The 24672-nt window shown below is 40.2% G+C and carries 25 protein-coding genes; 9 read left to right on the top strand and 16 right to left on the bottom strand.

Annotated elements, in window-relative coordinates; all coding sequences use genetic code 11:
- Positions 1-143 precede the first annotated feature (143 nt).
- The 3 genes from HRT96_RS15930 to HRT96_RS15920 form a co-directional block, all read right to left on the bottom strand.
- Positions 144-539, bottom strand: coding sequence for a hypothetical protein (locus HRT96_RS15930; RefSeq protein WP_293158725.1), 396 nt, complete (start codon positions 537-539; stop codon positions 144-146).
- A 1132-nt stretch (positions 540-1671) separates the two neighbouring features.
- Positions 1672-1974, bottom strand: a complete 303-nt coding sequence (locus tag HRT96_RS15925) for a tRNA modification GTPase (RefSeq protein WP_293158723.1) — start codon at positions 1972-1974, stop codon at positions 1672-1674.
- Between the two features lie 409 nt (positions 1975-2383).
- Positions 2384-2623, bottom strand: coding sequence for a hypothetical protein (locus HRT96_RS15920; RefSeq protein WP_293158721.1), 240 nt, complete (start codon positions 2621-2623; stop codon positions 2384-2386).
- Positions 2624-2938: 315 nt separating this feature from the next.
- On the opposite strand from HRT96_RS15920, the gene HRT96_RS15915 reads away from it, so the two are divergent.
- Complete coding sequence (locus HRT96_RS15915) at positions 2939-3913, top strand: nucleoside hydrolase (protein WP_293158719.1); 975 nt, start codon at positions 2939-2941, stop codon at positions 3911-3913.
- 204 nt (positions 3914-4117) lie between these two features.
- On the opposite strand, the gene HRT96_RS15910 is transcribed toward HRT96_RS15915, so the two are convergent.
- Entirely contained in the window at positions 4118-4513 is a 396-nt protein-coding gene (locus HRT96_RS15910; protein ID WP_293158717.1) for a hypothetical protein, read from the bottom strand.
- A 496-nt stretch (positions 4514-5009) separates the two neighbouring features.
- Here HRT96_RS15910 and HRT96_RS15905 point away from each other — a divergent pair, with 496 nt between their 5' ends.
- Positions 5010-5444, top strand: a complete 435-nt coding sequence (locus HRT96_RS15905) for a hypothetical protein (RefSeq protein ID WP_293158715.1) — start codon at positions 5010-5012, stop codon at positions 5442-5444.
- Positions 5445-5515: 71 nt separating this feature from the next.
- Here HRT96_RS15905 and HRT96_RS15900 read toward each other — a convergent pair whose 3' ends face one another.
- On the bottom strand, positions 5516-7090 hold the full coding sequence (locus HRT96_RS15900; protein WP_293158713.1) for a phospholipase D family protein: 1575 nt from the start codon (positions 7088-7090) through the stop codon (positions 5516-5518).
- 413 nt (positions 7091-7503) lie between these two features.
- Here HRT96_RS15900 and HRT96_RS15895 point away from each other — a divergent pair, with 413 nt between their 5' ends.
- Positions 7504-8121 carry a MarC family protein gene (locus tag HRT96_RS15895; protein ID WP_293158711.1) on the top strand — a complete coding sequence of 206 codons (618 nt, stop codon included), beginning with the start codon at positions 7504-7506 and terminating at the stop codon, positions 8119-8121.
- A gap of 79 nt (positions 8122-8200) precedes the next feature.
- On the opposite strand, the gene HRT96_RS15890 is transcribed toward HRT96_RS15895, so the two are convergent.
- From HRT96_RS15890 to HRT96_RS15880, 3 genes are all read right to left on the bottom strand, one after another.
- Entirely contained in the window at positions 8201-8491 is a 291-nt protein-coding gene (locus HRT96_RS15890; RefSeq protein WP_293158709.1) for a putative quinol monooxygenase, read from the bottom strand.
- 43 nt (positions 8492-8534) lie between these two features.
- Complete coding sequence (locus HRT96_RS15885; protein ID WP_293158707.1) at positions 8535-8930, bottom strand: VOC family protein; 396 nt, start codon at positions 8928-8930, stop codon at positions 8535-8537.
- An 82-nt stretch (positions 8931-9012) separates the two neighbouring features.
- Positions 9013-9327, bottom strand: a complete 315-nt coding sequence (locus HRT96_RS15880; protein WP_293158705.1) for a ribbon-helix-helix domain-containing protein — start codon at positions 9325-9327, stop codon at positions 9013-9015.
- A gap of 279 nt (positions 9328-9606) precedes the next feature.
- Here HRT96_RS15880 and HRT96_RS15875 point away from each other — a divergent pair, with 279 nt between their 5' ends.
- Positions 9607-10614, top strand: a complete 1008-nt coding sequence (locus tag HRT96_RS15875) for a tetratricopeptide repeat protein (RefSeq protein WP_293158703.1) — start codon at positions 9607-9609, stop codon at positions 10612-10614.
- A 214-nt stretch (positions 10615-10828) separates the two neighbouring features.
- Here HRT96_RS15875 and HRT96_RS15870 read toward each other — a convergent pair whose 3' ends face one another.
- The 3 genes from HRT96_RS15870 to hflX form a co-directional block, all read right to left on the bottom strand.
- Positions 10829-11155 carry a hypothetical protein gene (locus HRT96_RS15870; protein ID WP_293158702.1) on the bottom strand — a complete coding sequence of 109 codons (327 nt, stop codon included), beginning with the start codon at positions 11153-11155 and terminating at the stop codon, positions 10829-10831.
- 97 nt (positions 11156-11252) lie between these two features.
- On the bottom strand, positions 11253-12464 hold the full coding sequence (locus HRT96_RS15865; RefSeq protein ID WP_293158700.1) for a DUF3103 family protein: 1212 nt from the start codon (positions 12462-12464) through the stop codon (positions 11253-11255).
- Between the two features lie 389 nt (positions 12465-12853).
- Positions 12854-14197, bottom strand: coding sequence for a GTPase HflX (gene hflX, locus HRT96_RS15860; RefSeq protein WP_293158698.1), 1344 nt, complete (start codon positions 14195-14197; stop codon positions 12854-12856).
- 185 nt (positions 14198-14382) lie between these two features.
- On the opposite strand from hflX, the gene HRT96_RS15855 reads away from it, so the two are divergent.
- From HRT96_RS15855 to HRT96_RS15840, 4 genes are all read left to right on the top strand, one after another.
- Positions 14383-14988: a LysE family translocator gene (locus HRT96_RS15855; protein ID WP_293158696.1), complete on the top strand. Its 606-nt coding sequence runs from the start codon at positions 14383-14385 to the stop codon at positions 14986-14988.
- Between the two features lie 19 nt (positions 14989-15007).
- The gene (locus HRT96_RS15850; protein ID WP_293158694.1) at positions 15008-15196 is read left to right on the top strand and encodes an SEL1-like repeat protein; all 189 of its coding nucleotides are present in this window, start codon (positions 15008-15010) and stop codon (positions 15194-15196) included.
- Between the two features lie 238 nt (positions 15197-15434).
- Positions 15435-15596: a DUF4223 family protein gene (locus tag HRT96_RS15845; RefSeq protein WP_112714686.1), complete on the top strand. Its 162-nt coding sequence runs from the start codon at positions 15435-15437 to the stop codon at positions 15594-15596.
- 541 nt (positions 15597-16137) lie between these two features.
- Positions 16138-17586, top strand: coding sequence for a methyl-accepting chemotaxis protein (locus HRT96_RS15840; RefSeq protein ID WP_293158692.1), 1449 nt, complete (start codon positions 16138-16140; stop codon positions 17584-17586).
- A gap of 2 nt (positions 17587-17588) precedes the next feature.
- On the opposite strand, the gene HRT96_RS15835 is transcribed toward HRT96_RS15840, so the two are convergent.
- The 3 genes from HRT96_RS15835 to HRT96_RS15825 all read right to left on the bottom strand — a co-directional run bounded on the left by HRT96_RS15835 (position 17589) and on the right by HRT96_RS15825 (position 19336).
- Positions 17589-17747, bottom strand: coding sequence for a hypothetical protein (locus HRT96_RS15835; RefSeq protein WP_293158690.1), 159 nt, complete (start codon positions 17745-17747; stop codon positions 17589-17591).
- Positions 17748-18148: 401 nt separating this feature from the next.
- Entirely contained in the window at positions 18149-18451 is a 303-nt protein-coding gene (locus HRT96_RS15830; protein ID WP_293158688.1) for a hypothetical protein, read from the bottom strand.
- 63 nt (positions 18452-18514) lie between these two features.
- A complete protein-coding gene (locus tag HRT96_RS15825; protein WP_293158686.1) occupies positions 18515-19336 on the bottom strand; it encodes a helix-turn-helix transcriptional regulator in 822 nt (273 codons plus the stop codon).
- 84 nt (positions 19337-19420) lie between these two features.
- Between HRT96_RS15825 and HRT96_RS15820 the strand changes: the two genes are divergently transcribed.
- On the top strand, positions 19421-20140 hold the full coding sequence (locus HRT96_RS15820) for a glutamine amidotransferase (RefSeq protein WP_293158684.1): 720 nt from the start codon (positions 19421-19423) through the stop codon (positions 20138-20140).
- Between the two features lie 13 nt (positions 20141-20153).
- Here the strand turns inward: HRT96_RS15820 and HRT96_RS15815 are convergent, their stop codons facing one another.
- Both HRT96_RS15815 and HRT96_RS15810 read right to left on the bottom strand, forming a co-directional pair.
- Positions 20154-23663, bottom strand: a complete 3510-nt coding sequence (locus tag HRT96_RS15815) for an EAL domain-containing protein (protein ID WP_293158682.1) — start codon at positions 23661-23663, stop codon at positions 20154-20156.
- 225 nt (positions 23664-23888) lie between these two features.
- Positions 23889-24521: a LysE family translocator gene (locus HRT96_RS15810; protein ID WP_293158680.1), complete on the bottom strand. Its 633-nt coding sequence runs from the start codon at positions 24519-24521 to the stop codon at positions 23889-23891.
- Positions 24522-24672: the final 151 nt, after the last annotated feature.

Below are 24672 nucleotides of genomic sequence, written 5' to 3'. Positions count from 1 at the left end.
AATGGAAGCAATTGAATTTGCTGAAGGCAATACCAAAGCTGCCTCTGTGCATAAATTTCATATTTATCTGATTTGACCCCAAGATCAAAAAAGCCTCCAAATAAGGAGGCTCATTGCAATTAACCACAACAGTTAAAGTATTATTATGCTTCAGCAGTTGCTAGTACTTTAGTTACTTTTTTCGGTGCAGTTTTTAGTTCGCTAACCATCGTCGTAAGTAGGTCAATTTTGCTTTCTAATTCACTCAATTTTGAACCTTGAACACCCGTAAAACGGCTAGTGATACTTTGTGCTTTAGTTTCAATTGATTCTAACGTGATTTTTTTAGCAAAGATTGCAGACATTTGCTCTTTTAGCTTAGGCTCTACTTGCGTACCGCGCTCAACCAGAGATTCAAAAAGTTGCGTCGCTTTATCTGATGATTTTGATGCTTGATCAAGGATAGTGCCATAAACACCAAAACCAGCAGTGATAGATGTTTTGGCCGTGTCTTTTGCGACAGTTAAGATAGTTTGTGCTTGGTTAAGTAATTTACTCATGATAATCACTCCTTGTTAAATAATTTGATTCAGGTTTGTTTCAACTGAGTTAATCATATTGGTTTTATTTAGAAAGGTAATACCAGAGCAAATAGATACATTTATAATTTTATCTATAAATATTTCTCAATAGGCCGTAATTGTAAAAAACTGATTTAAAGCGTTGCCACTGGTTAGTCTCAGGATCGCTTTCCCAACTTTGAGTGCCCGAATACTAACGGAGTTCTCCGTCATTTAAGTCCAAGCGCCAGCTGTTATCTTAGGGGATCGCCTGCTCAATATCATTCGCAAGACTTATCGCCATTGCTTTTTCCTACCGCGCGATCAGTTCTTAATTTAGTTAAAATATTTTCTTTTATACGTTGATGATTTAGACAGCAGTACCATCGAAGGAATAATAAAAATAAACCCTAAAGAAAAAATGATGCGGTTGAATTCCAATAATTGATAGGCCGAAAACAAGGTTATGATCAATAAAGAAATGATATGCAGTTTATGATAAAACTGATTATCCTTTGAAAATTTTGAGTAAGACCGAACAATCACGATGACTCCATAATACAAAAATAGAATGCTGAAGAATTTATATTCTACCTAGAGTCGTTATGCGCATTATCACCTTTGTATTCAATAGGCCATATATCAGCGATTTCATCTCTAGAGCAAAACCTCGAACTAGCAATCATAAGACAAAATCATTCCCGTAATAAAGAGTAAACATATAGCAAATATGTAATAAGAATGCCTATTATTAAGATTACGCCTCGTGTGATGGTCGTAAGCGAGATCATTGCAATTCACCTCACCTTAATTGGCGTCAGTATTCCATACCCAGTTATATAATATGAAAATGCTAATCATAAACGTAATGATAAATGTTATTTTTAAAAAAACCATACAATGCCTCTTCTTCGTTCCAGATGTAAATTGATGCTTTACACCATAAATTGTATTTTTAGCTAATATAATCGCGAGTAATTCGACTGCTTGTTTGCTTTTGTCTTGGGTCGTATCAGCTACGCTTGGAATAATGATTGGTGGGAATTAGTTCGCTATATTTTACGTAGCGAACCATAATTTTGTTCTTATCTTACATGGCATAATTCTTTTGTTTTCTATGTAAGAGATTGATTTATTGTTTGATTATTCCCGCAATTTTAGTTTGATCAACACCAATGATGCGGTTTAGTACACCAAGGACTGATGAGGTATCTGAAACTGTTGACTTAATTGTCACGATTTCAGAATGTTTTGGCGTTAATTCCATTGCTCGTTCTTGGGTGTCACCACCAGGGAACTGCATAAATAATACATTTACATTTTCTGCATGGGCATCAAACGTTGCGTCAGTTTGACGAATACCAGAACAACCAGAACAACCAGAACAACCAGACAAACCGCTAACAAGAAAAGGCAGTATTAATAAATTTTTCATTTTAAACGCCTTAATAATATGTAGGATTATTATAGGTTTTTTAAAAAGTCTTATTCAATGTTTAAAATGTAAGCGTTTGTCGGACTAAGCTAGTACAAATATTTACATTCATAAATATATTTATCATCTTTGACGTAAAACCCCGACTTTTTGTGGCTGAAAGACGTATCAAGCGTGCTTTTGCAACAGGCGTTAAAATACCTTAACAAAGGTTTTCAGTCCTTTTTTAAGTCAGGGTTTGGTTACCCTAAATTTAAATCAAAGCAACCGCTTAAAATAAAGTGGTCGCGCTACTTCACAGGAAAACCAAGTTCACTTACCGTATCCAAGACTAAATCAGGTAAGTATTTTGTTTCAATATTAGTGAAAGAAGCTATAAAACAGCTGCCGATTGTCCCAATCATAATAACTAAGTTGAGTCATTGCTGATGAAAAGTGAATTCGCTGCGTATTCAAACTCTCTGAGTGACGATATTGGCGGCGCAGCTAATTTATCGTTATTATCTAAGAAAGGTCCATCGGATTGTTTTTTAAAACGTAATGCGCTCATCCGATACATATCATGAACACCAAGTAAGTAATCAGAATCTTGTAGTTTTTTGGGTTTTATTTTTTCTATTGTCGCGACGGCAGCTTCCCTGTGTTGCATGAGTAAGCGACCCCAACGATCTGGGCAGGAGTCGAGGAATATCCTAAAATTGCGATCGTCATTATTATATTGTTCCCCTTTAAATAATTTAAGTTCAGGATCAATAGGATAAACAAATTTAGACGTTAGCCAGTTGTCGTTATAGGCAAAGCTAAATACCGATCGTATCGGTCAATAGAAATGGTGAATAACACTACAAGAAGTTTAGTTATCAAATTAAACTTAATACAAGTTAATTTTTTAGCTATATATCACGTTTATTTCTGCCAGATATTGGTATATTAAACATTTTATTTAGTTGGAACAGCAGTATTTATGACAACAAAAATCATTCTGGATACCGACCCAGGCATTGACGATGCGATGGCAATCATTTTTGCCGAAGCACACCCCGAAATAGAGCTTAAGGCCATAACCTGTGTTTATGGTAATGCCACCATAGAAAATGCCACTCATAACGCCCTTTTTCTAAAGCAAAAGTATAACTTGCAGGCTGATGTAGCCAAGGGCGCCGCGAAACCTATTGTTCGTCCGCCCGTTGGTGCCACTGTTGTGGTACATGGCGAGTCTGGCTTTGGCTATGTGCAAGCACCTGCTGAATTATCCGTCGTGGCCGATCCGCGTCCTGCTTATCAATATATTATAGATGCCCTAAGGGCCGAACCCGGTGAAATCACACTGGTGGCCGTGGGTCCGTTGACCAATCTTGCGCTGGCGTTGGAGGCTGCTCCCGACATTGTGACCCTGGTGAAAGAAGTGGTGGTGATGGGCGGTGCATTTGGTGTTAACGATCACCGAGGCAATGTGACTCCCTATGCCGAGGCCAATATTCATGATGATCCCCACGCTGCAGATATGGTCTTCGGTGCGTCTTGGCCCGTAGTGATCATAGGTCTGGATGTGACCGAGCAAAGCTTCTTTACCAAAGACTATCTTGATCGCCTCAGGGACGATGCTGGTGAAGTTGGTCAGTTTATCTGGGATATCAGCCGTTATTACTTAAAGTTCTATTCCGAGAAAGTCGGCCTAGAGGGCTGTCATGTGCATGATCCATCGGCTATCGCCTATGTGATAGACCCGTCTCTGTTTACCCTACGAGAAGGGCCTGTACGTGTAGTCACCGATGGCCCTGCGGAAGGCATGACAATACAAAAATTCGATAAACGTGAGTATATGCACGATGAATGGGACAGTAATAAGCCACAACGGGTGGGTATCGCGGTAGAAGACGAACGCTTGTTGTCACTTTATCGACAGACCATTATAAATTACGGTAAAAATAATAAATAAGCTGGGTGGGATTAGCATAATCCCGTCACTGAGCATAAATTTGATGCCATAGACGTTAAAGAAGAACGCCATGATGTAGATGTGGTATCAACTTGAACCGCGCACTCTCTTTATTCTAACAAGCCGTTCGCACTTTACTCCAAGATCAAAAAAGCCTCCAAATAAGGAGGCTCATTGCAATTCACCACGACAGTTAAAGTATTATTATGCTTCAGCAGTTGCCGGTACTTTAGTTATTTTTTTAGGTGTCGTTTTTAGTTCGCTAACCATAGTCGTAAGTAGGTCAATTTTGCTTTCTAATTCATTTAATTTTGAACCTTGAACACCTGTAAAACGGCTAGTGATACTTTGTGCTTTAGTTTCAATTGATTCTAACGTGATTGTTTTAGCAAAAATGGCAGACATTTGCTCTTTCAGTTTAGGCTCTACTTGCGTACCGCGCTCAACCAGAGATTCAAAAAGTTGTGTCACTTTATCTGATGATTTTGATGCTTCATCAAGGATAATGCCATAAACACCAAAACCAGCAGTGATAGATGTTTTTGCAGTGTCTTTTGCAGTAGTGTAAATAGTTTGTGCTTGGTTAAGTAAGTTACTCATGATAATCACTCCTAGTTAAATAATTTTGATTAAGGTTTGTTCCAACTGAGTTAATCATATTGGTTTTATTTAGAAAAATAATACCAGAGCAAATAAATAACTCTCAATGATAAATAGTCGCTTATCAGTGTTGTGCTGTTGCGATTTAAAGACGATAGCGGCAGTGGATACTTCATCATATAGTTGTAACGAGAGTAGGGCTGTAAAAAACTGGGACTAATTTTTTAATAAAAACATGGAAGATATGGGCCTTGTCGCTCTTTATGGTGCGTGGTATGTTGGATCTGCTATAGGTAGTGCGTTTGCAGCATTTGTATTTATTGATTCTCCTTTGATAACAGAGTATATCGATGTTTATTTTATCGTTATCATTGTTGTTATGTTCTGTGTTGACCGGTAGAAATAAAAAAATTAAAAGCCGAAATTAAACAACTAAAAAGTAAGTCTTCGGCGGAGTAAGCTTCATCATAACGATAGTTCATAATATGGGTAAAGCATGAGCGAGCGCAATAAAAGCATACTGGTAGTGTTAATCGCAATGCCGTTTTTTCTGGTTTTGTTGTTGCCAGCCGCAATCATTAATGCCTTATTATCCATTGTCGTCGTCTTTTTTTCTACTCTATGTGGTTTTCTCTGTTATGTAATTTTGACTGCGAATGATGAAACGTCTACAATTTCATTAACGCCTATGGTGTTTGTTACCACTGCTTTATTTACGAGTATATTAGCTATTTCAGCTGGGTATTTTAGCTATTGGTTAGTGATGTTTGAACCCTTTGAGGTTGTTTGTAAGACCCCAGATTGTTTAACCGGTCCCTATGGTTGGTCTGCAGCGTTACTTGCTTTTATGTTATCTCTGCTGATGTTAATTGTGAGCTTTAAAATGTTTAAGCGACATTTTTTCAGTAAAGGTAAGTCTGCTAAGCGATGAATAAAACATACAAACAGCGGTGTGTTGTGGCTAAGTAAACCTAGCCACAAGTTCGACACTGCTCGCTCGTTTTACAAGTACTTCTCAATGGGCAGCAATTGTAAAAAACCTGATTTAAAGCGTTCCCATTGACTAGTCTCAGGATCGCATTTCCAACTTTGTTTCCCTGAATACCAACGGATATCACCGTCATCTAAGTCCAGGCGCCAGCTATTATCTTCACTCATCGCCTGCTCAATATCATCTGCCAGACTTATCGCCACAGCTTGATCTTCAATAATTAAAATAGACTCTGTATTGAGATAGGTTGACCGTAAGTTGTAGTTAAAAGAACCGATAACTGCGACACGCTTGTCAAAAACAGCCGACTTGGCATGCAGACCATAGGCCGCTATCGGCGCACACTTAGACATGTCTTTCGTCGACGCTTCACACAGACTAGCATCTGGTTTTAATTCGAATAGCTGCATGCCACTGTCAAGCATGTCCAGACGTCGTGCTGCGTAACCAGAATGATTAGCGACTAAGTCATTAGAGGCCTGTGAATTGGTGAGTGCTTTTACCTGCACGCCTTTGTTAGTCAATGTCTGTAACGCGGCCAGTTGACGATCATCGAATATCAGATAAGCAGATTCTAATAATATCTCTTGCTCGGCCTGAGCCGCCAACTCGCCTAGTGTTTTAGCTGTCAGCTTGGGCTTGTTGGTATCACTGGCATCGATAGGGACTGGGCGGTCAAAAACAAAACGCGCTTGTACCCAAGATGATTGTTGTATTGAATCTTTTAACAAGCGTTTGGCAGTCTCATTTCTTGCTGGTAACGCGGGATAATGTTTGTAGCGGGGCATTGGCACCTCATCCAGCATGGCTAGCTCTACAGCGGTACTATTAGTTAGTAAGTCATCAGTTAGTAAGCTGTCGGTCAGTAGGTTAACAGGGTAAGACCAGCGACTGTTCCAGTATTGCCCAAAGCCAGTTTGAATATCGTCTACCACCGGACCTGATACCAGTACATCACGATCACGAAAATTGATGTCATCAGAAAGATCAAAATATTCATCACCGATATTACGCCCCCCGACAATGGACATTGCCCCGTCGACGGTAAATGACTTATTGTGCATACGGCGGTTTAGACGAGAAAAGTCACCTATGAAATGTAGCCACTTGGTTAATCCTCGAGTGGGGATTGGATTAAATATGCGGATCTCTATTTGCGGATGACGATCAAGTGTCGCGAGCAGATCTTCTCGTTCGTTAAGATTAATATCATCAAGCATGACCCGTACCTTAACGCCGCGATCGGCCGCTGCGAGCACGCGGCTTGCTAGGTAGCTTCCTGACGCATCGCTGTTCCAAATGTAATACTGGATATCGATGCTGTGCTCTGCTGTTTCGATAAGTGCCAAGCGCTGAGCTAATGCATTCCAACCGCTATCCAGTAACAGAACTGCGTTCATTCCTGCTTGCTCTTGCTCAGGTCGAGTTTGTTGAGGTCTATGAGAGTCAATCAATGCGGACAATGAACTGACTGGCTGCGTGTCTAACGGTTCAGTAGGATGTTCGATCTCTTCGGGCAGTGAGGCACACCCCGCGAGAATGGTGATTAAAAATAGGGTTACACTGATCCGTTGCAGCACAGGCATTGTGACACTTCCTTATTTGTATTTAAGTAACAATATCATTAGGAATGATTTTCTGCTTATTTTTTACATATAGATGATATATGGGCGTCACAATCTTAACTTGCTGCTCGCGACTATAGTCAGTCTGGCCGTTCTTTTATTCATGTCCTTAAAGCCTGCAAGTAGGATCGCTGCATGAGCAGTTGATGCAAGTTTCGAATGACAAAGGGAGTCACTTCTATTTCAAGTGCATTTTCGACTAAAAACAAAATAGCGTCTTTGTGGTTAAGTATCATAACCGCGTCTGCATTTAAGTTGCCATCGGCCCTTACTGTTAGCAACTGTATATTTTATAACTTAGCAGGCTCATTCTGGTATAGTTGATATACGCATTATTACGATGAAATCGTCTGTTTATTAAGGAAAAAAATAAGATGAACCTATTATTTGAACATGCTTTGACCGTTTTCATGGCCTTTTTTGCCATTATGAACCCGATTGCAAATACCACGGTTTTTGCTGGGTTAACAGGGCGTATGGGAAAGTCGGAACAAGTTAAAGTCGCAGTTAAATCTCTGACTATCACCTTTGTTATTATTGTTTTATTTTCGATTTTAGGTAAATCAATCTTCCATCTATTTGGGATCACGCTGCCAGCATTACGCATAACCGGTGGTATTTTAGTATTCCTTGTCGGTTATCACATGCTGCAAGGCAAAAGTTCGAAGTTACATACAGCAGAAGACAATAATGATTCAGATGTGGCTGTATCACCGCTTGCTGTGCCTCTGCTGGCTGGACCTGGCACGATTGCCACCGCGATGAACTATTCATCAGCAGGTGGGTGGGGTGAAATTATTATTACCATATCTGCGTTTGCTGTTTTATGTCTTATCACCTTTGTTTGTTTTATTTTTTCGTCAAAGATCATATCGGCAATCGGTGAGAGTGGGCTTGGTATTGTTACCCGCCTTATGGGATTGATCTTGGCTGTGATTGGTGTAGAAATGCTGATTGGTGGCGTAACTGATGTTATCAGTACTGTGAGCTAACAAGACTGGTCATAGTGCTATTGCGCACAAACGTGGTAAAGGTGCTCAGATGAGCGCCTTTTTAGTATTAAGCCGATGATTATTTTAATTCAACAGGTATGTAGAATTGAATTTTTGGCTCGGCAATGATTAAGTTTCCAACATTTTCAATTAAGGCTTTAAAATAATCTTGCTCGCAATGAAAGTCGAAGGCAGCTTGGTCGACAAATCTTTCTTGAAATAGATAGATGCTTTTATCTTCCGTGCGTTGTAATTGATAGCTAATACAACCATCTTCTTGTCGTGATGGCTCTAGCATGCTGGTTAGCAATTGTTCTAATAGATTTTCGCTACCCGTTTGGGCAATAAATTCTGCAGTTAAACAAATCATAAATCTTCCTGTTTATATACGCTGTTCAGTGTTTTAAAAATGGTTAAATATAACGACCTTTTCGTTCAATAAATTCGATTTTGTATCCGTCCGGATCTGAGATGAAAAAGAATGTAGCCAATAATTGTTCTTCCCACTGCAGACATTTAATTTTACTCGGCTGTAAATTTAGATTGGTTAGTTTTTGATGTACGGAATCAATATCTGCAACGCTCACAGCTAGGTGACCATATTGATTTCCATGAACCGGTTCTTCACTTGGTGAATGATTGAAGGTTAGTTCGAGCTCAAAAGCAGACTCTTTGTTTTTTAAATAGACGAGAGTGAAGTCTTTAAAAGGGAACCTATCGGCCAAGTTAAGCTCAAGGGCTTGTTGATAAAATAAAATTGAGCGTTCTAAGTCAGACACTCTTAACATGCTGTGGATCAGTTTGACCATTGGTTACTCTTCCGATTTACTGTGGAAAGCAGAGTAACTAAATTCAGGACGGTTTAGGTAGTACTAGGGTGTTACATTAAATTTAATTATTATGATTTGCTTCCATAAGCTGCTGTTTCACTATCTCCATAACGTCATCTGGCCTCTTTAAGTAAAGTAAGCAAGCACAGCGTAGCAATGAAGCAAAATTGGATATTTTTCCGTTGTAGTGTAATGCCTCATTGTAGATATAAGTGATAAAGCTTGGCGTGGTCATATTTTGCTGATGCGCGATCTGATCTAAAATATCCCAAAAGCTGGCTTCTAATTTGATGCTTGTAGAATGACCGCTAATACGAATAGATCGAGTGATATAACTGTAACTTTCTAAGGGTTGATTGGCAAAAATCTGGCACATTACTGACACTCATTTTAAATGAAAATAATCATGAGATAAAATTATGAATGAGTCAATAATAGTTTTCACGTTTCGCTCTGAGATTTTTACATATTAACTTAAAAGGACTTTTTCTTATACGTAGTGGTATTCACCTTTAAGTCTTATGTTTATGGGTCTTGGATGATGGGGTGTTTTATATTTTATATGTATATCAATCGGATAGTGTCAAATTTATTGATAATCCTGAGTGGTCAGTTTAAACTGGCATTTCAAATGATTAATAAATGGTAGTTTAAAATGAAACGTATTTTAGTGATTTTACTTTATGCTTGTGCTGTAAACACAGTGCAGGCGTTTGACCTTTCGATGGAATCTTACGATAAGCAACAATTGCAAACCGTGAATGCTGCTAAAAACAGTACGGACCCTATAGCGCTTTATGCTGCCGCTAACGTACTTTGGTATGACAGTGATTTCCAAGAAAATGTTGAGCAAGGTACCTTGTATATGGAACAGGCTGCTAATGCTGGTTTTTTACAAGCTATTGAGGCTATGGGTGAATTCTATTACGAAGATAGTCTAGTCGATGCTGACAATAAAAAAGCTATTCAATGGTTTGAAAAATCGACTGTGAAAAATAGTGCCCATGGTTATTATTCACTTGGTACTATTTATTATGAGGGCGGTGCTGGAGTTGATGTTGATTATAAAAAAGCGTTTGATTATTTTATAAAAAGTGCTGAACTCGGTAATGACAGTGCTATGTATGATCTTGGTTTCCAATATAAGTTGGGAGAAGGGGTTAAACAAAATAATAAAAAGGCATTTTACTGGTTTAAAAAATCAGCTGATCTTGGCGATGCTCGTTCGGCTTATCAAGTTGGTTACGCTTACCAGTTTAGTAAAGGCGTAGAACAAAATTGCGCTGAGGCAATAGCGATATACCAAAAAACGTTTGATGAAGATGAATATACTCGTTCTGCAGTCGCGTTAGCTGATATCTATTATGATAACCGAGTGCAATGTGCTGTAAAAAGATCTGATTATAAAAAATCATTCAGTTTTTATAAATCTGCAGCCTATAACGGCAATACCTACAGTAAGTATCAGTTAGGGTATGCTTACCGTAATGGTCATGGCGTATACAGTGATTTTGTACAGTCTCTAGCTTGGTACTCTCTTGCTGATGAAGATGGCTATCAAGAGGCTGCTAATGCTATCAGAGAAGTAAAAACGAATATGAGTTCAGAGCAAATAGCAAAAGCTGGCGAGCTTAAAGTCGAACTTGCGGAAGAGGTTTATTAACGGTAAGGAACTGGTGTCTAGTGGGTTTCAGTGTTTATTACTACCACAATGAAGCTGTACCGCGGTTCATGCTAACGTTTTTTCTATGCGTTGATCTTGGTTGTTTAGTTCTGTGATACCCCATAAGTCTAGGCTAGGGGTATTTTTAGTTTCAATTATTGGTTACTCAGGAGTGGCATCCAGTCAGGTAGCTATCGAATTCTCATTGGTTTATTCACGTCATTTTCTGTATTTTTAACCAAAAGCTTTCTTGGCACTTATTGATGAATGTTTTTTTCATTGGGCTTACACTTTCAGTTGATGAATCTATAACTTCATAGCTAACCCAATATTCCGCACATACTTCAGAGGATGGTGGTAACTCATCAAACTCGATACAGTGTTTTAAAATAACACCATTAGAAAAAGATAATAGGCTTTCAAAGCTAGTGACAGTAATGCCTTGGTCATTGTAGGAGTTGTTAGTGATCACTTTATTAACTATACGCACTTTTTCATCAACGCCATTTATAGCCTCAATATATGTAAATAATTGATTCATCTTAGTTCTCCAGCAACTAATCTAAGTATACCCAAACGTTAATCTTAAATTGTGGTGGCATTAGCGATACCACCACACAATTTTAGTAATAGATTATTTACCTTGGCTGAATAACCAGAGGTGCAAAGGTCGCTCTTGCATTACCACCTGCGCCATAGTGATCTGTGTATGTTTCACCTTCTTGTAAGGTGTAATATGCATCCACAAAATCATCGTCATTAGTAAACCATGCATCAGGTAACGATTTTATTATTCCATTGGTGATGGTGGCTATAATAGCAAAGCCTTGTACTTCAGGATCTGGAATTGCTTTTAAAATTGTTTCGGCAGCAGAGACGAGCTGCGTAGCAAGTTCTTTGTAATTTGTACCGTCATCATGCTCCATCAATATAATATCTGCCGCAGCCCAACGATAGCGTTCCCAATGAATGACGACTTGATTTGGATAGTATTCTTTCTCTGCATAATCAAGATAAGGCATTTCAATGATATCAAGGACTGGCTCATCACGGGTAGGGTTAACGCCATTCACTATCGCGTATACTTCAGCTGCACCTGATATCCAAGGTTCCTGATCATCCTGTAAGCTTATCTGCTTAATTAAGGTCGTCGATATCGGTTTATCTCCAGATTTAGACGCACTTCGCTGAGGATAGGCCGACTTGAGTTGTTTTGCTGAATCAGTGCTTTGAGCTAATATTTTGCGCATTACCGCTAGCCCTTCACGCATCGTTTGTTGTTTATCTAACCCAACCACAATGACCGGTCTGTCTGGCAGTTGGTACACATCGAGTAGCTGAATATCACCATTTACATCATAGGCTTCAATATTAGCCCAGTCTTTATCATTGCCCTCTGGCTCGAAGGCAAATAACGGAGATACACCTTGCTGCCAGTCGCTTAGCATACTTGCGTCAGCGAGACGAAATTGAACTAAGTTAGGATTATCAACGCGCTTAAAAATGGAGTTTTGTACCGACCTAGTTGGTAAACCTTTTGCCGAACGAATAGCCCGCTCACTTTTATGTAATGCCTGAGTTGCAATACCACTAGACTGCAACACTTGATCCGCATTGACAGTTAAATTATATCGGTTAATGCCAGATTGCAGAGCCGGTAAGACCTGAGCGTATTGTCGACTCAGTTCCAATGCTATTTCACGTTTAGCACTCGCAACACTGATACCGTATTCAGGTTGCTTTTGAACTATTTGCTTTGTATCGGCAGGTTTCGCAGCAGACACAAAGGATGCATTAATTAAAGTGAGAGGAGCTACTACGATCAGCATAGCTAAAGTCATTTTTTTCATATAATGTCCTTATTAATTGTTACTCATTTAAACCACTGAGTTCAAAGCGAATCGTATTGATAACGATTCTCACTGTCAAAGACTTTGTTTCAACTATGCTGATCTAGATTGTTTTTTCTGTATTTGGGGATTTGTAGTGTTATGAAGATCACTATTCACTTATGGATATAAGATCACCTTCTGGGGGGCTTGGGGTAAAGTTCATATATGCGGTCTATTGAACATAAAAGTGATAATATACACACGCTAATCTAGGGGATGAGTTGCAGCCAAACTCGCTTAATTGTGTAATGTGCATCGCATTTACGGCCATGTTCGTCATTTAACGCTGTTGAAATGGATTAAAAAGGTGACTCGTAAAACGGTCACCTTTTATTTATAACGACGGATTAAAAAGTCGTGAGTTGCAGCATTTTATGTAATCGCTCTAAGGCAATCGGGCTAGCTTTTAATGTGATGCGAATACCTTTTTCATGGTACTCCTCTTCAAGCACCTGCATTTTACTGTGAATTTCACCCATTACACCACTGGCTGTGTAAGGGATATCAAAGCAAGCTGGGCACATTTTCTTTTCCAGTATATTTTGAATTTCTCGATGTACGAACGCGACATCAGCTTTGTCATGGGCACTGATTTGTAGCGCATCTGGATAGCGTTCCAGCAGGTCTAACTGTTGCTCTTCGCTTAAACAATCGACTTTATTCAGCAATAATACCTTGTTATTCAAATCGATATTTAATTGCCCTAATACATGGTCAACAATGGCTAATTGCGAAATGAAATTGTCGTCTGATGCATCAACCACGTAAAGCAATAAGTCGGCATTTTTTGCTTCTTCCAAGGTTGAATGAAATGATGCAACTAAATCATGAGGTAACTTTTGGATAAAACCAACGGTGTCGGAGATTAAAATACGCGGTTTTGTCGGCGGCTGTAGTGTACGTACCGTGGTATCTAAAGTAGCAAACAGTTTATCTTCAACTAATACTTCAGAGCCTGTTAGAGCACGCATTAAAGATGATTTACCGGCATTGGTATAACCCACTAACGCCACGGTTAACTGTTCGATACGACCACTGCTTCGACCATGCATCTCGCGTTGTACCTTGGTCAGTTCTCGTCGTAGTTCGGCTATTTTAGTGCGCACACGGCGACGACTAATTTCAAACACAGTTTCACTGATTGAACGGCCTTTTTGGCGTTCGCGATCGCCACTGCTTTCATCATGTAATCGCGGTGTTAAGTAATTAAGTCGCGCGATCTCTACTTGCAGTTTAGCGGTGCGGGTATGTGCATGTTTACTAAAAATTTCGATAATAACGCGGGTACGATCGTAAACCTCGACGCCTAATGCCGCTTCAACATTACGTAATTGATTCGGGCTCAGTTCGCAATCGAATACCACAACGTTGGCTTGGCATGTAACATCTGTTGTTGCTAATAATTGGCTTAACTCGTCTTGGTCTAATTCAATCTGCACTTCATCTTCATAAAATGTACTTTCACCTGTTAACGTGGCTAACTCTTCCAGTTTACCAGTGCCTAATACAGTTAGCTGTTTGGTCGATTTTTGGCGTTGGGTTCTAGTCCCAACCACAGAAAAACCGAGGGTATTAACTAAACGGCTTAATTCAGATAATGATTCGTCCACGTCCTGTTGCGAAATACAAGGGGTGCGAATAGCGATTAATAAGGCGCGGGTAGCGGTGTCTTCTGTTGTTGCGATCGACATGTCGGTCTCATAGCTTTAAGTAATATGAGGTGCATCCTACCCGTTTGTGCTGCGCTTATAAACGCATTTCGCATTTCTATTGTTAGCGGTGTTATAAATCGTAACTATATCAATGCACAAACAAAATTTTTATAGGGCTTTGATTGTTATATGAGAGGCTAAATAGGGGGCGATGATTTGTTTTCATGTATCCTCGTTACATGGCTTTATTAATGCTGCTGCTTGCTATTGTACCTGGTCCCGGCGTATTCGCTATTATCGCACGTTCGTTTTCATCTGGTTTGTCGCGTGGTGTATATATGGTGATTGGGATGGTGTTAGCTGACTATGTCTTTATCGTTCTGGCTTTATTTGGGCTATCAGCGCTTGCTGAAATTATGGGTACGGCATTTTTTATCATTAAATATATTAGTGCTGCTTATTTAATTTGGCTTGGTTTTAAATTGTTGAAGACCAAAGCGACGGCTGTTGATATTGAAGCGACGCAAGAGTCATCATTAATGTCTAATTTGATGGCTGGACTGTTAGTGACCTTGGGCAATCCTAAAGCTATTTTGTTTTATGTGGGATTCTTCCCTGCTTTTGTCAATATTGGCGATGTCTCTTATTATGATGTTGCTTCAATAATGTTGGCGGCGACGGTTGCTTTTGGTAGTGTGAATATTGGTTATGCTTTTCTTGCTGTGAAGGCGAGAAAGGTATTTAAATCGCCCAATGCATCGAACGTAATCAACAAAACGGCGGGGACTGTCATGGTTTCCATGGGTGCTTTAGTCGCGGTCAGGTCGTAATGCCGGTTTTTTACAAGCGATGGGTGACTTTTATTATGAAGATAGTCTGATCGATGCTGACAATAAAAAGTCTATTCACTGGTTTGAAAAATCAGCAGAACTTGGTGATGTTCGCTCGGCTTATCAAGTTGGTTACGCTCTCCGAGTGAGTTCGTTAGCTGTTGTTGTTCGATACAAGTCTAGCGAACATTCTTACTTTGCCGCTTAACTTTTCAGTCTTTTCAATCACATTTTCAAAGTCGTTAGTTTGCAGACCAAAGTGGAAGATACCGAGGTGAAATTATCAGTTTTTATGATGGTAGGTCAAAATTTGGTTGTTAGGTCATTTAATGTTGCGAGAGTCACAGAAGGGTGTTGAATGTTAGATATGAAATTCTAATGTCATTCGTTACATTGATGATGGAAATAATATTACCATTAATATTATACGTTTAAATGGATTTACTATGAAAACTTTTGCTAAATTAGCTGTTGTTGCTTTTACTTTCACTATTCTTTCTGGTTGCACTGGTACTACTTACAACCAAGATAAAAGCTGCTCTGCAGACTACCTGATCCACCCAGCGGTTTCTATTCCGACAATAATCGGCGCGTGTGAAGCGAAATAATTTTTGTTACGGGGATTAACGCGCCAAGGTGAGTCCTAATTTCTGGATTCGTGTTGTTGAATGATAATGCTCGTCGTCATTATTTAAAAAAGGCTACTAAATTAGTAGCCTTTTCTATTTGTATTTATGTCCATTCAAGCACTGTTTTAACCCTCTCCAAGGCAAGCGCCACCAACGTTATCCCAACTTGACGCTCTATTTGTTCTATCCCGGTTATGTTGGGAATTAGCATCGCGGTATCGTTTTCATGTTTAAGTTGCTCTAATGTTACCTGATGTTCATATTGTTACGTGGTAAGTTCCAGCCTACATTTGTTAGTGATCTTACTGTCTAACAATATGGATATCGCTATTGACGATATATTTTCACTACGTATCTATTTGGTTACAGTTTGTACGCTACACGATAACGAAAATAGGTTTACATCTACTTATCAGATGTAAGATCTTATTTTAATAGTAAATTCATGTAGATATTGATATTAGTATTAGTATCTAAATGCATTGTGTGAGTAGTATTTTGTTGTATCAGAGGTGTAATAATGAGAGAAGTTAACTTTAGAACCATAGATAAGCTGTTCATAAAAATGAATATTACCGATAAGTTTTGGCTGTTGTTCATTATAATGTCAGCGACTTTAATTGGTTTTTCTGGCAGTCATTATTACGCGACCATAGCGCAAAGCAATGCTGCAAACCATCTGCAAGCACAAACCAGACTCGTGTCTACGGTGAATACGTTGAAAGGGGTTGGTTTAAATAAAGATGATTTACAAACATCCCTTCGACAGCAGAATATTCGCGTGGTCAGCCAGCCGCCAAAAGCTGCAGCAGCAGGTGATACTGACATAACAGTGTCGATACCGTTGGGCAAGGGCTATGCTGTGCTTACTCATTCCGTGGATAACACCGAAGTGGAGAAACAGGCGTTCTTTACTTTTTTACTTTCTCTACTGCCCCTTGCGCTAATTGGACTATTTAGTTACTGGCTTGCAACACACTTAAGCGGCGCCCTGTGGGTGATGCATCAAGCGACCTGCCGCATTGCCAATGGTGATTTGACTTCGCGCCTTGGTTTTCATGTGGGACGTGATGAGTTTGGTGTGATCGGCTACGAACTTGATCGTTCAATGGACACCATCAGTGAATTAGTCGAAAGCGTTAAAACCAGTACCGTTACTTTCCATCGGACCACAACGGCATTTGCAAAAGATGCCCGAGATTCAGAAGACCAGGTTAATCAACAGTATGCCTCGGTTGATTCTGTGGCGACAGCAATGGAAGAGATGTCGGCTACGGCGAAAGAGATCGCCGGGTTGGGTCTGCAAGCATCCCAGCAAGCGGATAACGAAACCAGCAAGATCCGGCAGAGTAATGAAAGAGTCCGGGATGCGATTGTCATGGTGACTGAATTGTCTGAGCACACCAATGCCGCGTCAGTCTCTGTGGTTAGTTTGAATGAGAAAGTGACTGAAATTGACAATGTTATTATTACTATTAATGCGATCTCCGAGCAGACCAACCTGCTGGCACTGAACGCGGCGATTGAAGCTGCCAGAGCGGGTGAGCAGGGTCGCGGTTTTGCGGTTGTCGCAGACGAAGTACGGACTCTTGCCGGGCGTACGCAACAGGCGACTGTTGAAATTCGGGATATGATTGACAAGTTGCAAGCTGAAACACAGGGGATTTCAAAAATTACGGCTGAAACCTTAGAGCAAGCGAATAAAAGTCGAGACATAATTACTGACATTGGTGCTGATGTGAATGATATTGCTGAATCTGCGCAGTCAGTGATGGATGTGAGTACTCAAATCGCGACCGCCGCCGAACAGCAAACGTCGGTAGTTAATAATATTGCAACTGACCTTAGTGATATTCGCTCGCAATCAAGCGTGCTACTGGCTTCAACACAGGCGTCAGTTACCGGTATTCAAGAGCTTGTAGAAGCATCACTGTCATTGGGTAGTATCTTAGAGAAGTATCGTACATAACATTAAACAATTAGTTTTTCTAAACCGATAGACTCACAGATTATGCGTTTTTCACTTTTATTTCCGGTTTCTAACACTTTTATAATGTAATAAACTTGATGTTGTTCTATATCGTTGAGTAATAGATATTCTTTGATTATACGCTCTATGTTTTCGATCATGTGTTGCTCCTTGTTATTGCAGAGGAGCTTTTTTTGCTTGGGATGATGAAAATTAATCCTTAAGCGAAATTGGCGTCCCTAATTCAATTTAATCACTAAGGTATAAATGGAATTGTACGCTTACAATTTAGAAAGTTTTATCTAACAATTAAGTTTTATATATCATTATTAAAGATTTATATATTCAGATCGTGACGCTGATTTAATATATGAAATATAGATTTCTAATCTATATTGGAGATGCTTGGTTGCAGATATGTTGTAGGGTGGGGCATGTTAAAACGTACGCACAAAAGGTGCAAGAAGGGAGCAGCTCTTATCAATAAAGAGTATCATCGCCGCTCGCCATAGTATCCCGAAGGAAATCGAAAAGGTGTAGTTTAATATCGAGTAAGGTGAAGTTATACTAACTCTGGCCCTAAACGTAGACGCGCTTCATAGTCGTCGTAATAATCTCTTTCTGCTAATAACACCGTTAACTGTTCTAATGTGAATGCTTGATTGCTCATGCCATTGGCTAAACGTTGTAAGCAATGACTAATCGCTGTTTTTTCGTCTTGCGCTAAATATTCACGGCAAAAGTACAGTGGCGGCAGGCCATAAGCAAATGAAGTTAATTGGGCAATGTGCATTGCATCGAGTGGTTGTGCTAATTGTGCGAGAGAGATGTTGGCAATTGATTGATCTTGACCGGTATTAGACATTGAAAGCGCTCATATAAGAAAGACCCTAAATATACTACAGTAAAACTATTTTTATTACTGAGCTTATTCGACATAAATTCGATGGTTTCTGGTGCGGAATTGCTGTGGTGTCATAGCAAAACGTGCTTTAAAGGCTTTGATATAAGATGAATCATTTTGATAACCCACTTGATGTGCCACGCTTTGTATTGAAAGCTCTGACTCTAACAGAGACAGTGACTGGATCAGACGTAAATGCTGTCGCCACAACGCAAACGATGTATTGAACTCTTTTGCAAATATCCGTGACAGTGTGCGCTCTGATGCCCCGACTATCCTCCCCCATTTGGACAAGGTGAAATCAAGTTCTGGTTGCGCTGTTAATCGCTCAAAGATCACTTTAATTCTTCTGTCTTCAGGAATTAATAGTTTGAATTTGAACGATTCACTCGTATGGATTTGGTCATACAACACCTCAAGTAAGCGCAAGATATTGTCGTGTGAAAGTGCTGGCTCTAATTGACATTGTTGTTTAATCATCAATATCAGTTCTTTGAGAAAAGACGTCATGGAAACTTGCTTAAGTTGTTGTCCTGCATTGCGGGTATAACAGCGACCATAGTCGGGATTGATGTATAGGCCAATGAAGGTGGTGTCGGTGATGGCGATTGATTCATGGTCAACGCCAGCCGGAATAAAGATCGCTGTAGTATGAGGTACAAGAAACTGATAGTCATCCGCTTCTGTTTGTATCAACCCTCGAATTGGAAATATAAGTTGGTGCCAGTGGTGCTGGTGCAACTTGTCAATAAATCCCTTATGCATCTCGATGGTATTGATTAATGCTGGCGCATGCTGATGTTGTGTTATTAATGTATTTGCGGATAAATTTTGGCTGGTTGGCATGGTTTAATGTCTCGATGGCCTTATTCAGTCATTGTGGGTAAGTGTAACATAAAGCCAATAGCCAAATAATATTACAGGGGAAATATGAGAATCCATTTTATTGTGCACGAATCTTATGAAGGGCCAGGGTATTTTACTGAGTGGGCGTCTCTGCATGACTATCAGGTAAGCTTCACTAGAGTGTACTTGAATGAAGCATTACCTTGTGAGGTGGATGCGTTTGATCTGCTTGTTGTATTAGGCGGACCGCAGAACCCAAATACCCGACAAGAGGAATGTGTATATTTTGATAGTCTGGCTGAGCAAGTATTTATTAACCAAGCAATATCGAAAAATAAAGCCGTCGTTGGTGTTTGTTTGGGCGCGCAGTTGATTGGTGAAGCCTTAGGGGGGACATATCAAATCAGTCCTTACCAAGAGATTGGCCACTTTCCTATCGCGCTTACAGAGAGTGGTAATGTCGACCCTAAGTTAGCTGAGTTTGATTTAGCAGAGGTTGTTGGCCATTGGCATAACGATATGCCGGGACTGACAAGTGATAGCAAGGTATTGGCGGTCAGTGAGGGATGCCCTCGGCAAATTGTTCGATATTCGCCGTTAGTATATGGTTTTCAGTGTCATTTAGAATTTATCTGCGAGCAATTAGCGACTTTGATTACACATGACCAGTCAGCGTTTAATACAAAGAGTCGGGGCAAGTATGTTCAGGACCCGAGTGTGATCATTAAACATGACCACACTCGAATGAATCTATTGCTTGCTGGGTTTATGGATAAATTAGTACAAGCTTATCGAGATTACTGACCCTGTCCTAAATCTATCTTATCTTTGTTGAGCCCACTATGTTGCCACTATCTAGCCATTGCTGATTTGGGATATAGTTGTGTAACCAATTTGGGATATCAGATGCTGGCATGGGCCGGGCAATGCCGTAACCTTGTGCCGCATAGCAACCCATTGAGAGCAACATCAAGCCGTGCTCTGTTGTTTCAACACCTTCCGCAATGACTTCACGATTAAAGGAATCTGCTAGTGCAAGCACGCCCTTGATAATGGCATAATCATCAGGGTCGTCGAGCATGTTTTTTACAAAATTTTGATCAATTTTGATGGTATTAGCAGGCAAGTTTTTGAGGTGAGTCAGTGAGGAGTATCCCGTACCAAAATCATCCAGAGCGATATTCACGCCTAATACATCCCGACAGGTATTGAGAATATTACGGATGGTATTGAGATCACCCAGAGCGCTGCTTTCTAATATTTCTAATTGTAAATATTTGGCATCTAAATCTGGGTGACTTGCCAACGCACTTTCAAGCAGGGTTAAAAATTCTGCTGACAACAAGTGATAAGACGCGATATTAACACTCACTTCCATAAAAATGCCCAGCTTTTGCCATTCCACAATTTGTTTCAGTGCTTGGTTGATAACCCAGTCACCGATTTGGTTTTCTAGTTTTGAGCCCGCAAGAATAGGTAAAAAATCAAGTGGCGGGATCAATCCTTTCTCCGGGTGAAACCAACGAATTAACGCTTCAGCACCAAATACCTGGCCGGTCTTCATATGGATTTTCGGTTGGTAATACAAAGAAAACTCGTTATTTGATAAGGCTTGTTTTATCTCATCAAGTTGCTGGTGTTTTTGGATTGTTTGTTGATCTCGCTCGGGATTAAACAGATGGAAACGATTTTTACCGGTTAATTTTGCTTGATACATCGAATAATCAGCGTGACGTAATAAGGTATCCAGATCGGCATCATCATCTGGATATAGCGTTACCCCAATTGAGACACTGATATTAAAAGTATGCCCTGCAATGATATAAGGTTGGGCAAGAAAGTAATTAATTCGTTGCAGTATTTCGTCACAGTGCTCAAGTGATTCAATATCACCCAGTAACAGGACAAACTCATCGCCACCTTGGCGTGACGCGGTATCTTCCTCTCTGATATTGCTTTTGAGACGTTGGGCTACGGCGATGAGTAATTGATCGCCTATGTCATGGCCATAGCTATCATTGACGGGTTTGAAATTGTCCAAATCGAGAAAACAAACACCCAGCATAGTGTCAGTGCGCTGACTATGGGCAATACCTGACCTAAAACGGTCAGCAAGCAGTGAGCGGTTGGGTAACTTGGTGAGCATGTCATAATGCGCCATCAATTCCAGCTTTTGTTGCTGTTGTTTAATCTGGGTTATATCAGAGAATAACCCCACGTAGTGCAAGTTTTCACCATCATCATTGGTGAGTGACGAAATAGAAAGTCGCGCCGCAAACAGCTCGCCGTTTTTCTTTTTATTCCAGACTTCCCCATGCCAGTAACCTTGTTCCATGAGATTTTGCCACATTTCAATAAAAAAAGCCGGACTCTGCTTGTCGGAAGCGAGGATACTGGGTTTTTTACCTAATACTTCGCTACGGCTGTACCCGGTGGTTCGAGTAAAAGCAGGGTTGATATCAATAATGTTACCCGTCACATCGGTAATCATCAGTCCTTCATTAGTATCGTTAAATACGCGGGAAGAAAGCCGAAGCTTTTCATCGGACAGATTTCGTTCAATCGCTATCACACTGAGTTGAACTGCGAATTCGAGCAATTTGAAATCGTGTTCGGTTGGCGTACTTGGCTCACGTTGGTAAATTGCAAAGGTACCAAGCAGTTGGTTGTTTGACCCGATAATCGGCTCGGACCAACAAGCGGCTAGTTGAGCTCGGGCTGCTAACGCTTTAAAATTAGCCCAATAGGGATGAGTTTGAATATCCTCTACAATGACTCTTCTTTTGGTGAACGCTGCGGTGCCACAACTGCCCACGCCATCGCCAATTTCAATGCCATCAACTGCTTCATTATAATAATCAGGAATGCCTGATGATGAAAATCCAGAGTTAAGATGCGTGCCCTGTGCATTGATCAGTAGCACAGAACACAGTGCTCCCGTTTGTTCTTGTTCGATGAAGTTAACTATGTGTTCCCAAATTATTTTTAATGGATCGCCTTTTAATAATTTCTCTAATACCGCGTTGCGGGCATTATCACGCAGCTCTATCTGCTTGCGCTGGGTGATATCGGTATGAACGCCGGTGCACCAGATTGGTTTATGATGCTCATCCCATGTTGTAAATTCACAGGCCGTGTGGATCCATAACCAGTTTCCATCTTTTATTTTTAGCCGATATTCAAGTTCAAATGGCATACCTGATACCAAGGATTGTTTATATCGATTGGAGGCTGATACAAAGTCATCGGGATGAATTTTTTCTAACCATTGTTCAAAGATCGTTTTAATATTGGATGGATTGACATCTGTCAGTTGTTCGTTTTGGCCGCCAAATAAAACTTCATCACTCTGTATGTTTAGCTCAAACCACACTTGACCCGTTGACTTTAGCGCCAAATCTAAGCGTGTTAAATTATCACTCAATTGCTTAGTACGTTCAGCTACAATATTTTTAAGCGACTTTTGGTTGTCCTTTATACGCATGATTAATATGGCGGAAAAGGTGGTCAAGCTCGTAAATATTATGCTGAGCAGAATCATGACTAGAATCGACATGTAGTGAATCCAGCCATTGATGGGGGACATTTTTAACATCCAAGTCACGTTCGCGATGTCTATACTATTTGCAACAGGGTTAACTAACAGTGGTGCTGATGAGTTTGATAAAACTTGAATTTGTCCAGTGTCTGGATTAATGCGAGATAACTGATATGCGACCCCTGCCTCGACCAAGTCCGGTAGCTTTACTGCTTCGAGTACTTGTGGGAAACGCATTAAAACAGCCACGAAGCCCCAAAAAGACTGTTTACCGCTTGGACGATCCAAATAGATAGGTAACTGTCCAACGGCGCCATAGCCTCCTTGGATTAACTGAAAAGGGCCTGTCAGCGTTAAGTTACCGCTATCTCTGGCTGAAAATGCCTCTTTATTCCGGTTCGGAGAGGTAAGTAAGTTATGGCCAATTGCCTTTTCATTTCCTGCTAATGGTGCAATATATTGGATAATACCATTAGGAGCGAGTTGCAGTGCCGCTATACCAGGATAGAAAGGCAACATTTCAGTTGCGAATAGGGTAAAGCTAGCCTCATCAAGGTGTTGATTTTGGACTAAGGCGGCAAGTGGGAATGCGGCCGATAATGCCTGATTGATGTTAGTTTCAATGAGATTGGCGTAACTGTGGGATAAGTTTTGAACCGCTGAGCGCTGTTGCTGATGTTTGTAACGATCAATGGCGTAAATCATAATAACAGATAGCGCGATTGAGACGGCAAAGATCAGTTGTATGATTATGGATGTTTTTAACTCTTTCAACATTGAATTATTCAAGGCCGCTGCGCCAGTCCTTGCTCATGGTTACGGGTCATTATGGTCCTTTCCCTGCCGATTTTATTCGAGGCTGTCTAGGTTTTCGTCTTACTGCTTGCCAAATTATATCGGCATGGCCTGTTATTTGTACCATGATGACGCTTAGCGGTATATACGCATTAAGTGTAATTAAACATAATTAAGTATCTCGGCGCTACATTTTTAGTTTAAAACTGTCTCCTGTAATTATAAAAAATGAAGTTGATAACTGTTATAAATCTCCATTGATGCGTAGGAGACAAAAATAACGCCAGCTACTTTTTCAACGGGTTGCACGATTTTATTTACATAGGGTTTCATATTATCAATGGTTAACATGATTGAGATGAAGCAAAACCAAGAAAAACAGATAATCGTGATGACGACACCATACCCAACTTGAAGGAAGATCGGTGTGTTAGGGTCGACCACTTGACTGAAAATACTGATAAAGAACAGCGTGGCTTTGGGGTTTAGTAGGTTATTAATAAAACCTTGTTTCCAAAATGCAGAGCGTTTAATTTTATCCGTTTCTGTTTTTGGTTCCAAAGACTGTCCTGTCGACGTTAATGATTTCCACCCGAGCCAAAATAGATAGGTTGCCCCGAGTAGTCTTATTACCTCAAATAGAAATTCAGATTGCGTGGCCACAAATTGAACTGCGGCAATAGAATAAAATATATGTACCCAAATTGCAGAGGCAATACCAAACGCAGTTAAAAACCCCGCCCGTCTCGATACCCCAACCGTATTTTTAACCACGACTACAAAGTCTGGCCCTGGGGTGATAACAGTGACTAATGTGATAATCACTAAGGCATAAAATTCATGGCTAAACATCAACGTTCCTTATTATGTAACATATGCCTGTACTTTGTGAACATTCACAAAGTAGAGGTATATGTTACCCCCCAGTGTCAGAATAGTTGCAATGTTAACTTAAATAAGTTTTCATAATTACCAAAGAAGGTTAAAGAGCAACATATGGCAC

It is taken from the genome of Moritella sp. (assembly GCF_013215705.1).
Classification (GTDB): domain Bacteria; phylum Pseudomonadota; class Gammaproteobacteria; order Enterobacterales; family Moritellaceae; genus Moritella.
This window is presented reverse-complemented; position numbering and strand designations above follow the sequence as displayed.